Origin of the sequence: Streptomyces sp. NPDC093065 (assembly GCF_044754585.1) — a bacterium.
Lineage (GTDB): Bacteria > Actinomycetota > Actinomycetes > Streptomycetales > Streptomycetaceae > Streptomyces.
On sequence record NZ_JBIVPJ010000032.1, the window covers coordinates 31,545 to 44,047 of the forward strand.

Genomic DNA, 12,503 nt, shown 5'->3' on the forward strand with positions numbered 1-12,503 from the left:
AGCTGCACAGTCATGGAACTGCACGACGTCTGGTTCGTTCTGATCGCCGTCCTGTGGACCGGCTACTTCTTCCTGGAGGGCTTCGACTTCGGAGTCGGTGTGCTCACCAGGCTGCTCGCCCGGAACCGGGCCGAGAAGCGGGTGCTGATCAACACCATCGGCCCCGTGTGGGACGGCAACGAGGTCTGGCTGCTCACGGCCGGCGGTGCCACCTTCGCCGCCTTCCCCGAGTGGTACGCCACCCTCTTCTCCGGGTTCTACCTTCCGCTGCTGGTCATCCTGGTCTGCCTGATCGTCCGGGGCGTCGCCTTCGAGTACCGCGTGAAGCGGTCCGAGGAGAGGTGGCAGCGCAACTGGGAGACCGCGATCTTCTGGACCTCGCTGATCCCCGCGTTCCTGTGGGGCGTGGCCTTCGGCAACATCGTCCACGGCGTGGAGATCGACCGGGACCTGGAGTACGTCGGCTCGGTCTGGGACCTGCTCAACCCGTACGCCCTCCTCGGCGGCCTGGTGACGCTGACGCTGTTCACCTTCCACGGGACGGTGTTCACCGCCCTCAAGACCGTCGGTGAGATCCGTGAGCGGGCGCGGACCCTGGCGCTGCGCGTCGGTCTGCTCACGGCCGTGCTGGCCCTTGCCTTCCTGCTCTGGACCCAGGCCGACAGCGGGGACGCCAAGAGCCTGGCCGCCCTCGTGGTGGCCGTCGCCGCCCTGGTCGCCGCACTGGTGGCGAACCAGGCCGGGCGCGAGGGCTGGTCGTTCGCCCTGTCCGGCGTCACCATCGTGGCCGCCGTGGCGATGCTCTTCCTGACGCTCTTCCCGAACGTCATGCCGTCCACGCTGAACGCGGACTGGAGCCTCACCGTCACCAACGCCTCGTCCAGCGCCTACACGCTGAAGATCATGACCTGGCTGGCCGTGATCGCCACGCCGGTCGTCCTGCTCTACCAGGGCTGGACGTACTGGGTGTTCCGCAAGCGCATCGGCACCCAGCACCTCGCCGACGCCGCGCACTGAGCCCTGCGGGGGCGTTTCACGTGAAACGCCCCCGCAGGACAGGAAGGCCTGTTTCACGTGAAACCCATCGATCCACGTCTTCTGCGGTATGCCCGCGCCACCCGCTTCTTCCTGGCGGCGGTAGTCGCCCTGGGTGCCGTCGGAGCCGGACTGCTCGTCGCGCAGGCGATGCTCATCGCCGAGGTGGTGGTCGGCGCCTTCCAGCACGGCACGACGGCCGGCGGACTCCGCACCCCGCTGCTGCTGTTGGTGGCCGTCGCCTGCGGTCGGGCGCTGGTCGGCTGGCTCACCGAACTGGCCGCGCACCGGGCGAGCGCGGCGGTGAAGTCGGAGCTGCGGGGCCGGCTTCTGGAGCGTGCCACCGCGCTCGGCCCCGGCTGGCTGAGCGGTCAGCGGACCGGGTCGCTGGTCGCCCTCGCCACCCGGGGCGTCGACGCCCTCGACGACTATTTCTCGCGCTACCTGCCGCAACTGGGCCTCGCAGTGGTCGTGCCCGTGGCAGTGCTGGCCCGCGTCGTCACCGAGGACTGGGTCTCGGCGGCCATCATCGTCGGCACCCTGCCGCTCATCCCGGTCTTCATGATGCTGATCGGCTGGGCCACCCAGTCCCGGATGGACCGCCAGTGGCGACTGCTGTCGCGGCTGTCCGGGCACTTCCTGGACGTGGTCGCGGGACTGCCGACGCTGAAGGTCTTCGGCCGGGCCAAGGCACAGGCCGAGTCGATCAGACACATCACCGGCGAGTACCGCCAGGCGACCATGCGGACCCTGCGGATCGCCTTCCTGTCGTCCTTCGCGCTGGAACTGCTCGCCACGCTGTCCGTGGCGCTCGTCGCCGTCACCATCGGCATGCGCCTCGTCCACGGTGACATGGCCCTGTACGACGGCCTGGTCGTGCTGGTCCTCGCACCCGAGGCCTACCTGCCGTTGCGGCAGGTGGGGGCGCAGTACCACGCGGCGGCCGAGGGTCTTGCCGCCGCCGAGGACATCTTCTCGGTGCTGGAGCGGCCCGTGCCGGCGTCGGGGACCGGCCGGGTTCCGGCGGACGGTGCCCTGGCCTTCGAGGACGTGACGGTTCGCTATCCCGGACGCGGCGCGGCGGCCGTCAGGGACGTGAACTTCACCGTCGAGCCCGGGGAGACGGTGGCGCTCGTCGGCCCCAGCGGCGCGGGCAAGTCGACCCTCCTCAACGCCCTCCTCGGCTTCGTGCCCCCGACCGGCGGACGGGTGCGGGTCGGGGGAGCCGACCTCGGCTCCCTCGACCTGGCGCAGTGGCACGCCCACGTTGCCTGGGTGCCGCAGCATCCGCACCTGTACGCCGGCACCATCGCGGAGAACGTACGGCTGGCCCGGCCCGATGCCGACGACACCGCCGTACGGCGGGCGCTGCGCGACGCGGGCGCCCTGGAGTTCGTGGACGCGCTGCCCGAGGGCACGGCGACGGTCCTCGGGGAAGACGGAACCGGTCTGTCCGCGGGACAGCGGCAGCGGCTCGCGCTGGCCAGAGCGTTTCTCGCGGACCGGCCGGTACTGCTGCTCGACGAGCCGACGGCGGCGCTGGACGGTGCCACCGAGTCCGAGGTGGTGGACGCCGTACGCAGGCTGGCACAGGGGCGGACGGTCCTGCTGGTGGTGCACCGGCCGGCGCTGCTGGAGGTGGCCGACCGAGTGGTGCGGCTGGAGGCGCCGGCCGTCGTCGCCGCGTCCGAGGACACCGGCGGGCAGCCGGTCGCCGCGGAGGGAAGCACGCGGACACCTGCAGCGGACGCCTTCGACGAGCCGGCCACCGAGTCCCCTCGGCGCGCCGAGCCCGCCCCCGAGGTGCGGAGAGGCGTGCTGTCCCGGGTCCGGGCCATGTCCGGCGCCCGGAGCGGGCGGCTGGGTCTGGCGCTGCTGCTCAGCAGCCTTGCCCTCGGCAGCGCCGTCGGCCTGATGGCGACCTCCGGGTACCTCATCTCGCGGGCCTCCGAGCAGCCGCCGGTGCTGTATCTGATGGTGGCCGTGACGGCGACGCGCGCCTTCGGCATCGGGCGGGCCGTGTTCCGCTACGCGGAGCGGCTCGTGTCGCACGACGCAGTGCTGCGGATGCTGGCCGACACGAGGGTCGCCGTGTACCGGAGGCTGGAGCGGCTGGCCCCCGCGGGGCTGCGCAGCAGCCGCCGGGGCGACCTGCTGTCCCGGCTCGTCGCCGACGTCGACGCCCTGCAGGACTACTGGTTGCGCTGGCTGCTGCCCGCAGGCAGCGCGCTGATCGTCTCCGCCGCATCGGTGGGATTCACGGCCTGGCTGCTGCCGGAGGCGGGTGCCGTACTCGCGGTCGGCCTGCTCGCGGCCGGTGCCGGCGTCCCGCTGGTCACCGCCGCGGTGGCTCGGCGTGCCGAGCGCAGTCTCGCCCCCGCCAGGGGTGTGCTCGCCACCCGGGTGACGGACCTGCTCACCGGCACCGCCGAGCTGACCGTCGCCGGTGCCCTGCCCGGTCGTGCCGCCGAGGCCCGACGGGCCGACGGCACCCTCACCGGGATCGCCTCGCGTGCCGCCACGGCCACCGCGCTGGGCGACGGACTGACCGCGCTCGTCTCCGGTCTGACCGTCGCGGGTGCCGCCCTCGCCGGTGTCCAGGCGGTCGCCGACGGCCGACTCGCCGGCGTGGCCGTGGCCGTCGTCGTCCTCACGCCGCTGGCCGCCTTCGAGGCCGTACTCGGGCTGCCGCTCGCCGTGCAGTACCGGCAGCGGGTGCTCAGGAGCGCCGAGCGGGTGTACGAGGTGCTCGACGCCCCGGAGCCGGTGCGGGAGCTGGCGGCGCCCCGGCAGGCACCCGCCTCGCCGTTCCCGGTGGTGCTCAAGGGACTGTCCGCGCGTCACGCCGGGCAGGACAGGGACGCGCTCGCGGGGCTGGACCTCACGCTGGCCCAGGGGCGCCGCGTCGCCGTGGTCGGACCGTCCGGGTCCGGCAAGACGACGCTGGCCCAGGTTCTGCTGCGCTTCCTCGACTCGGACGCGGGCTCCTACACGCTGGCCGGTGTCGACGCCTACGCCCTGGCCGGCGACGACGTACGGCGGCTCGTCGGGCTGTGCGCCCAGGACGCCCACCTCTTCGACAGCTCGGTCCGCGAGAACCTGCTTCTGGCCAGGAAGGACGCCACCGAGGGCGAGCTGCGCGACGCACTGGCGCGGGCGCGGCTGCTGGAGTGGGCCGACGGCCTGCCCGACGGCCTGGACACGCTGGTCGGTGAGCACGGGGCCCGGCTGTCCGGCGGCCAGCGCCAGCGGCTGGCCCTGGCCCGGGCGCTGCTCGCCGACTTCCCCGTCCTGGTGCTCGACGAGCCCGCCGAGCACCTAGACCTGCCGACCGCCGACGCGCTCACCGCCGACCTGCTGGCCGCCACCGAAGGCCGTACGACCCTGCTGATCACGCACCGGCTGGCAGGGCTGCGGGCCGTGGACGAGGTGATCGTCCTGGACCGGGGCCGGGTCGTGCAGCGGGGCACGTACGCCGAGCTGGCGGCCGTGCCGGGAGCGTTGCGGGAGATGGCCGGGCGGGAGGCGGCGGCGGAGTTGCTGGTGGCGGCGCGGTGAGCGGTAGTCCGATCAAGGTGGCGGAAGGAATCCCGGAATCCGACTTTCCTGTACAAAGAGGTCTCATTAGGCTCGGGTCATGCCCTCAGCACCGCCTCCGGGCTCCCTGCCGTCCCGTGCGGAGGCCTCGGCCGAACTACTGGCGCGGGTGCCGAAACTGCTGGACGCGATGCGGTCCGTCGGCAGCGGACTGGAGCTGCACTCCACGCTGCACCGGATCTGCGAGACGGCCGCCGACCTGGCACACGCCCGGTACGCGGCCATCGGCGTCGTCGACGAGGACGGTGACGGCCTCGCCGACTTCGTGCACCACGGCCTCGACGAGGCGACCGCACGGCGCGTCGGTCACCTCCCCGACGGTCGCAGGGGTCTGCTCGGCGCGCTCATCAGCGATCCGGGGCCGGTCCGGCCGGCCGACCTGACCCCGGACACGCGCTCGTGCGGACTTCCCGGGCACCACCCGCCGATGCGCAGCTTCCTGGGAGTCCCCATCCGGGTGCAGGGCGAGATCTTCGGCAACCTCTACGTGACCGGCAAGCACGCGGGCGAGCCCTTCAACGACTACGACCTCGCCATGGTCCGGGTCCTGGCCACGGAGGCCGGTATCGCCATCGGCAACGCGCGACTGCACGAGGCCGCCCAGCAGCGGGAGCGCTGGATCGACGGATCGGTCGCCGTCACCACCGCCCTGCTGGCGGGTGGCGACGTCGACGACGCCCTGCAGATCGTCGCCGAGCAGGCCCGCCGCCTCTCCGGGGCGGCCGCCGGGATCGTGCTGCTGCCGGCCGACGGGGGCGGACTGGAGATCGCGGCCGTCGACGCTCCGCACCCCACCAACGCCCTCGGCGAGGTCATCCCGCCGCAGAACGGCATCGTGGCGGAACTGCTCGCCGGACGTCCCGTGTTCGTGGACGACGCCGCCACCGACCCTCGCCTGGACGCCGGACCGGCGCGCTCCTACGGGCCGGTGATGCTCTTGCCGCTGTGCAGGGACGGGAAGGTGCTCGGGAGTCTCGTCATGCCGCGCGCCCGGGGCGACCGCCCGTTCACCCGGACGGAGCGTGCGCTCGGCGACCGGTTCGCCTCGCAGGCGGCGCTGGCCCTCACGATGGCCGAGGCCCAGCGCGACCGGGAACGGCTCGCCGTGTACGAGGACCGGGACCGCATCGCCCGGGACCTGCACGACCTCGTCATCCAGCGGCTGTTCGCGACGGGGATGATGCTGGAGAGCGCCCAGCGCAGGTCGGCCGTGCCGGAAGTGCGTGACGGGGTCGGCGGGGCCGTCGACGAACTCGACGTCACCATCCAGGAGATCCGCTCGGCGATCTTCGCGCTCCAGCAGCCTGCCGAGGCGCCCGCGGGGCTGCGCACCCGCGTACTGCGCGAGATCACCATGGCCGCCGTACCGCTGGGCTTCACGCCCACCCACCGTTTCGTCGGTCCGGTCGACACCGCCGTCGGCGAACTGACGGGCAAGAATCTCATCGCCGCGCTGCGCGAGACCCTGTCCAACGCCTTCCGGCACGCCCACGCGGCCCGGATCGAGGTGGTCGTGGACGCGACGGCGACGCTGCGGGACGGCCGGCCGGGCGTCCGGCTGACCGTCGCGGACGACGGCGTCGGCATTCCGCGGGGCGGTCGGCGCAGCGGCCTGCACAATCTGGAGCGCCGTGCCGAGAGCGTGGGCGGCGCCAGCCGGCTCGGGCCGGGCATCGGAGCGGACGGCGCCGGCACGACGGTGTGGTGGGAAGCGCCGTACTGAGCGCCGCCGACGCCGTGTTGCCCCGTGTGCAGCAGCCGCACTGAGCCGTGTGCAGCAACGGGTCCCCCACTCGTACGAGCCGAACGAGACCCCGGGGGCCGCGCAGGTCCACGATCGCTGACATGCCCTCATCCCGCCGCCGTCCGCTGCTCGTTCCGGTGCTGCTGTGCGCACTCGCGGTGCTCGCGGCCCGCCCCACCGACGGCATGGACGGAGACGGTGGATCCGGTGCCGCTCTCGGTCCCCAGGTGGCGCGCCTGTACGAGGACGCGGCGACGGCGACCCGCCAGTACGAGGAGGGGCGGCGAGCGGCCGAGGAGCAACGGGTCAAGGCCCTGGAGTACGAGCGGCTGCTCGACGGCCAGCGGCAGAAGACCGACGCCATGCGCGAGGACCTGGGCCGCATCGCCCGGGCCCAGTACCGCGGCGGCGGTGGGCTCCCGCTCACCGCGCGGATGCTGCTCGCCGACGATCCGGACGAACTGATGCGCGGTCAGCGGGCGGTGGCCCGCGCGAATCTGGCCGTCGACAGGGCCATCGGCAAGAATCTGCGGGCCGAGGCCCGGCTCGCCGCCGACGAGGCCAAGGCGCAGTCGGCCTGGCAGGCCCTGGCGAAGCGCAACGCGGATCTGGCAGCGCTGAAGAAGAAGATCGAGGGCAAGCTGGAGGCGGCGCGGTCACGGCTGGAGGGCCGGGCGGACTCCTCCGTCGCGGCCGGCTCGTGCCCCGGCGCGGTCCGTCTCGACCAGCCGGACCTGCCCGCCGGCCCCTCCTGGGTGGCCCCGGTCGAGACCTACGAACTGTCGGCGTCCTTCGGCAGCGGGGGGTCGCGGTGGGCGAACCGGCACACCGGCCAGGACTTCGCGGTGCCGGTCGGGACACCGGTGCGCTCGGCCGGCGCGGGCCGGGTCCTGAAGGTGTCCTGCGGAGGGGCCTTCGGCATCCAGGTCGTCATCCAGCACGCGGGCGGCTACTACACGCAGTACGCCCATCTCGCCGCCGTTGCCGTCGACCAGGGCGACCGGGTCGAGGCCGGGCAGTGGATCGGTCAGTCCGGCACCACGGGCAACTCCACCGGCCCCCACCTGCACTTCGAGGTACGGGTCACCCCGGAGACGGGCTCGGCGCTGGACCCGGTGCCGTGGCTCTCACAGCGCGGGGTGCCGCTGCAGTGACGGCACCTGACGTGTTGCGGGGCGGCACGTCAGGACAGGTCGGCCAGCATCCGCTCGATCACGACCGCCACCCCGTCGTCGTTGTTGGCGACCGTCCGTCCCGAGGCGGCGGTGACCACGTCCGGGTGCGCGTTGCCCATCGCGTACGACTGGCCCGCCCAGGTGAGCATCTCGACGTCGTTCGGCATGTCTCCGAAGGCGACGACCTCCTCGTGCGAGATGCCGCGCTCGGCACAGCACAGGGCGAGCGTGCTTGCCTTGGAGACGTCCGGACCGCTTATCTCCAGCAGGGCGCTGGGGCTTGAGCGGGTGACGTTGGCGCGGTCGCCGAGGGCGAGGCGGGCCAGCGTGAGGAAGCCGTCGGGGTCCAGCTCCGGGTGGAAGGCAAGGATCTTGAGGACCGGTTCGGCGGCGGCGCGACCGCCGGGCGCCAGGATCTCCTCGGCGGGCAGGAGGTCGTCGGGGTCCTCCATGTGCAGCTTCGGATAGGCCGGCTCCTGGTGGAAGCCGTATGTCTGCTCGACCGCGTACACCGTGCCGGGCGCCGCCTCGCGCAGCAGCCGTACGGCGTCCAGCGCGTTCTCCTGCGGCAGTTCGCGGACCTTGACGAACCTGTGCCTGCCGGGGCCGCCGTGGAGGTCGACCACGGCGGCGCCGTTGCCGCAGATGGCGAGGCCGTGCCCGTGGACGTGGGCACTGACGACGTCCATCCAGCGGGCGGGGCGGCCGGTGACGAAGAAGACCTCGATGCCCGCCTGCTCCGCGGCGGCCAGCGCGGCGACCGTGCGCGAGGAGACCGACTTGTCGTCGCGCAGCAGGGTGCCGTCGAGGTCGGTGGCGATGAGCCGCGGGCGAGTGGCGGCGGCCGGGGGCTCGGGCTTTCGGGTCGCTGAGGTCACCCGGTCATTGTCACGCATATGCGTGCACGCCCGTGCGCGGGACCGCACATATGTGAGCTACGGCTCTCATGCGCGTCCCTCCGTTCGCCGTTTTCATCGCTTCAGCTGCGCCGGCGCCTCCATGGCGATCCGCTCGAAGACCTTCTCGTCCGCGGCGAAGTCCGAGTCGGCGATCGGCCAGTGGACGACAAGCTCGGTGAAGCCCAGATCCCGGTGGCGTCCGGCGAAGTCCACGAACGCGTCCACGGACTCCAGCGGGCGGTTGCGCTCCGGCGTGAAGCCGGTGAGCAGGACCCGGTCCAGCTCTCCCGCCTCGCGGCCGATCGCCGCGCAGGCGTCGGCCAGCCGGTCGGCCTGCTGCCGCAAGGCCCGGTCCGACTGCTCGGGGGTGCCGTCCTCGAACAGCTTCGGGTCGCCGGTGGTCACCCACGCCTGCCCGTACCGTGCGGCGAGCGCCAGTCCCCGCGGACCGGTCGCCGCCACCGCGAAGGGCAGCCGGGGCCGCTGCACGCACCCGGGGATGTTGCGCGCCTCGTGCGCCGAGTAGAAGTCGCCCTCGTACGACACGGCGTCCTCGGTCAGCAGTCGGTCGAGCAACGGCAGGAACTCGCCGAACCGGTCAGCCCGCTCCCGCGGCGTCCACGGCTCCTGGCCCAGTGCCGTGGCGTCGAAGCCGGTGCCGCCCGCTCCTATGCCGAGGGTCATCCGTCCGCCGGAGATGTCGTCGAGGGAGATCAGTTCCTTGGCGAGCGTCACGGGGTGCCGGAAGTTGGGCGAGGTGACCAGGGTGCCCAGGCGCAACCGCTCCGTGACGGCCGCGGCGGCGGTGAGTGTCGGGACGGCGCCGAACCACGGCCCGTCCCTGAAGCTGCGCCAGGAGAGGTGGTCGTAGGTGTAAGCGGTGTGGAAGCCGAGCTGTTCGGCCCGCGTCCAGGTCGAACGGCCGCCCTCGTGCCAGCGGCGGTACGGAAGGATCACGGTGCTCAGACGCAGGCTCATGCCTCCGAGCCTATGCGGCCACTCGCGGTTTCACGTGAAACAGCCTGCGGCGTCACCGTACGCGACTGCTCAGCCACGGACTGAGGAAGACCATCGGCACGTACTCCCGGTGGGTGCGGTCGCCGGGCAGAGGGACGATCAGGTGGTAGCCGGGCGGGAAACGTCGTCCCTTGACGAAGGCGCGGTCGCCGAAGACGGAGCGCAGGAACGCGGGCACCTCGTCGCGCGGGATGTCGGGGCACTCCACGTTCTCGACGGTGATCAGGGCATCGTCCTCGGGGAAGAGCCGGACGCTCACCCGGGGAACGCCGCCGAACTCGACGAACGCCTCGTGCGGGAGGGAACCGTCGGTGTCGGTGGTCACGCCGACGCCGGCGGCGCTGCGGCGGGAGGTCTGGTCGGCACCGATGTCGTCGGTGACCTCGATCTCCAGCGCGAATTCCTCGGCGATGGCACGCAGGGCGGTGACGGCGGACTGGGTGGTGGGGAGGTGCTCCATGCCTTCGATCATGCTGCGTCAGTGCGGAGCGGGAAAGCGCAGATAGCGGGATGGCACGGACTTCGTCAGCCAGACCCCGTTGGCGCTGACGTGGAAAACGCGTCCGTCGCGGTGCATGGCGGCCGCGTCCACCGAGAGCACGACGGGCCGGCCGCGGCGGGCTCCGACGCGGGTCGCGGTCGCACGGTCCGCCGAGAGGTGCACGTCGTGCCGGTTCATCGGCCGCAGGCCCTCGGTGCGGATGGCCTCCAGGTACCGGGCCACGGTGCCGTGGTACAGGTACGGCGGCGGGGTCGCCGACGGCAGGCCGAGATCCACGTCGATGCTGTGGCCCTGGCTGGCGCGGATGCGGGTGCCCTCGACGGCGAAGCGCTGCTTGTCATTGGTGGCGACCACGTGGTCGAGCTCCGCGCGGGTGAAACGGAAGCCGTGTGCGGCCGCCGCGGCGATCAGTGTGTCGATCTCGGTCCAGCCGGCCTCGTCGAGTGTGAGCCCGATTCTCTCCGGCTGGTGGCGCAGGTGCTTCGAGAGGTACTTGGACACCTTCACCGTACGTCGGTCGTCGGGCGCGTCTCCACGTCTGTCGTTGTTGTGTTCCTCTTGCATGGCACCAGCCTGCCTGGTGAGACGGGCGTCACGCGATTGCTTTTCGCGCTGGGGTTTGATCCACAGTCAAGTCGAGTTATCCACAGGCTGGTTGGCGGTTTCTGTGGAAACTACAGAGGCGGCTTCACTCGCGCGAGGCGCCTCAACACCCGTGGTGCGAAGCGTGACATGAGGTGGGCACCTCGCGCTTCCGGCGTCACCGGGACCACGGCCCTGTTGTGCGCGACCGCCTCCAGGACGGCGTCGGCCACCTTCTCCGGCGGGTAGTTGCGCATCCCGTACAGCCGGGAAGTGCGCTGCTGCCGGCGCTTCTCCTCCGCCGCGTCGACACCCGCGAAGTGCGCCGTGGCCGTGATGTTGGTGTTGACGAGGCCGGGGCAGATCGCCGTGACACCGATCCCCCGACCGGTCAGCTCGGCCCGCAGGCACTCGCTCAGCATCAGTACGGCCGCTTTGGAGGTGGCGTAGGCGGGCAGTGCCCTGGAGGGCTGGAAGGCCGCCGCCGACGCGGTGTTGACGATGTGACCGCCCTGCCCGCGTTCGGCCATCTGCCGGCCGAACAGACGGCAGCCGTGGATGACGCCCCACAGGTTGACGTCCAGGACCTTCTGCCAGTCCTGAGGCGTGGTGTCGAAGAAGGAGCCGGACAGGCCGATACCGGCGTTGTTCACGAGCACGTCCACCACGCCGTACTCGGTGGCGACCCTGGCCGCCAGCTTCTCCATGGCCTGCGCGTCGGAGACGTCCGCAACCTCCGCCCAGGCGGCCGGCGCACCGATCAGCCGGGACAGCTCAGCGGTCCGGGTGGCGGCCTCGGCGTCCCGGTCGACGGCCACCACGCGCGCACCGGCCTCGGCGAACGCGAAGGCCGTCGCCCGTCCGATGCCGTTGCCCGCGCCGGTGACCAGGACCAGCTGCCCGCCGAAGCGGTCGGCGTACTTCCCCTTCGCCGTGGTCTCGGAGCGGCCGTCCTCGGTGGCGGTGACGAAGTCCGTGATCCAGTGCGCCAGCCGGTCCGGCCGGGTCCGCGGCACCCAGTGCTTCGCGGGCAGCGTGCGCCGGGTGAGCCGCGGTGCCCACAGCTCCAGCTCGTCGTAGAGCCGCTCCGACAGGAACGCGTCGCCGAGGGGCGTGACGAGCTGCACGGGCGCGTGAGCGTAGGCGTCCGCACGCGGCCTGCGCAGCCGGGGCCGGACGTTGTCCCGGTACAGCCACGCCCCGTGCGCGGCGTCCGACGGGAGGGACGCGGTCGGGTAGTCGCCGCCGGGCACCTTCTCGACGCGCTCCAGGATGCCCGGCCAGCGCTTGCCGAGGGGGCCGCGCCAGGCCAGCTCGGGAAGCACCGGCGTGTGCAGCAGATAGACGTACCAGGACTTGGCGCCCTGGCCGAGGAGTTGTCCGACCCGGCGCGGGGTGGGCCGCCTGAGGCGCTTGTTGATCCAGTGCCCGAAGTGGTCCAGGGAGGGACCGGACATCGACGTGAAGGAGGCGATGCGGCCCTCGGTGCGCTTGACCGTGACGAACTCCCACGACTGCACCGAGCCCCAGTCGTGGCCCACCAGGTGCACCGGGCGGTCCGGGCTGACCGCGTCGGCCACGGCCAGGAAGTCGTCCGTCAGCTTCTCCAGCGTGAACCCGCCCCGCAGCGGGCTCGGCGCGGTGGAGCGGCCGTGGCCGCGGACGTCGTAGAGGACCACGTGGAAGCGGCCCGCCAGGCGGGCGGCGACCTCGGACCAGACCTCCTTGCTGTCCGGGTAGCCGTGCACCAGGACGACCGTGGGCCGTCGCGGATCGCCCAGCTCCGCCACGCACAGTTCGACCCCGCCCGTGCGCACCCAGCGCTCCCGCACACCGTCCAGCACCGTCGTTCCTCCCCCGTGCTACTCGCCCGTAACGTGACGTCGCCGAATCTCCCAGTTGTTAGACCGGACGTCAATAGAGTGCTCGCAGGGGAGCCCGCGCGGTCCCGG

Annotated in this window: 9 protein-coding genes; 4 read left to right on the forward strand and 5 right to left on the reverse strand. The window is 72.4% G+C overall.

The window, feature by feature from the left end; genetic code table 11:
• The first annotated feature begins 12 nt into the window (after positions 1–12).
• From cydB to ACIQFU_RS35560, 4 genes are all read left to right on the forward strand, one after another.
• Positions 13–1,017 carry a cytochrome d ubiquinol oxidase subunit II gene (gene cydB, locus ACIQFU_RS35545; RefSeq protein WP_402557218.1) on the forward strand — a complete coding sequence of 335 codons (1,005 nt, stop codon included), beginning with the start codon at positions 13–15 and terminating at the stop codon, positions 1,015–1,017.
• A gap of 57 nt (positions 1,018–1,074) precedes the next feature.
• Complete coding sequence (cydD, locus tag ACIQFU_RS35550) at positions 1,075–4,593, forward strand: thiol reductant ABC exporter subunit CydD (RefSeq protein WP_402557220.1); 3,519 nt, start codon at positions 1,075–1,077, stop codon at positions 4,591–4,593.
• Between the two features lie 79 nt (positions 4,594–4,672).
• Positions 4,673–6,355 (forward strand): GAF domain-containing sensor histidine kinase, encoded by a 1,683-nt coding sequence (locus ACIQFU_RS35555; RefSeq protein ID WP_402557221.1) that lies wholly within the window; start codon positions 4,673–4,675, stop codon positions 6,353–6,355.
• A 122-nt stretch (positions 6,356–6,477) separates the two neighbouring features.
• Entirely contained in the window at positions 6,478–7,530 is a 1,053-nt protein-coding gene (locus tag ACIQFU_RS35560; RefSeq protein WP_402557223.1) for a peptidoglycan DD-metalloendopeptidase family protein, read from the forward strand.
• A 29-nt stretch (positions 7,531–7,559) separates the two neighbouring features.
• Here ACIQFU_RS35560 and ACIQFU_RS35565 read toward each other — a convergent pair whose 3' ends face one another.
• The 5 genes from ACIQFU_RS35565 to ACIQFU_RS35585 all read right to left on the reverse strand — a co-directional run bounded on the left by ACIQFU_RS35565 (position 7,560) and on the right by ACIQFU_RS35585 (position 12,395).
• The gene (locus ACIQFU_RS35565; protein ID WP_402557224.1) at positions 7,560–8,447 is read right to left on the reverse strand and encodes an HAD family hydrolase; all 888 of its coding nucleotides are present in this window, start codon (positions 8,445–8,447) and stop codon (positions 7,560–7,562) included.
• 75 nt (positions 8,448–8,522) lie between these two features.
• Positions 8,523–9,428 carry an LLM class flavin-dependent oxidoreductase gene (locus tag ACIQFU_RS35570; RefSeq protein WP_402557225.1) on the reverse strand — a complete coding sequence of 302 codons (906 nt, stop codon included), beginning with the start codon at positions 9,426–9,428 and terminating at the stop codon, positions 8,523–8,525.
• A 52-nt stretch (positions 9,429–9,480) separates the two neighbouring features.
• A complete protein-coding gene (locus ACIQFU_RS35575; protein WP_402557227.1) occupies positions 9,481–9,939 on the reverse strand; it encodes a hypothetical protein in 459 nt (152 codons plus the stop codon).
• A gap of 6 nt (positions 9,940–9,945) precedes the next feature.
• Positions 9,946–10,533, reverse strand: coding sequence for an RNA 2'-phosphotransferase (locus ACIQFU_RS35580; protein ID WP_402557229.1), 588 nt, complete (start codon positions 10,531–10,533; stop codon positions 9,946–9,948).
• A gap of 110 nt (positions 10,534–10,643) precedes the next feature.
• Positions 10,644–12,395, reverse strand: coding sequence for an SDR family oxidoreductase (locus ACIQFU_RS35585; RefSeq protein ID WP_402557230.1), 1,752 nt, complete (start codon positions 12,393–12,395; stop codon positions 10,644–10,646).
• Positions 12,396–12,503: the final 108 nt, after the last annotated feature.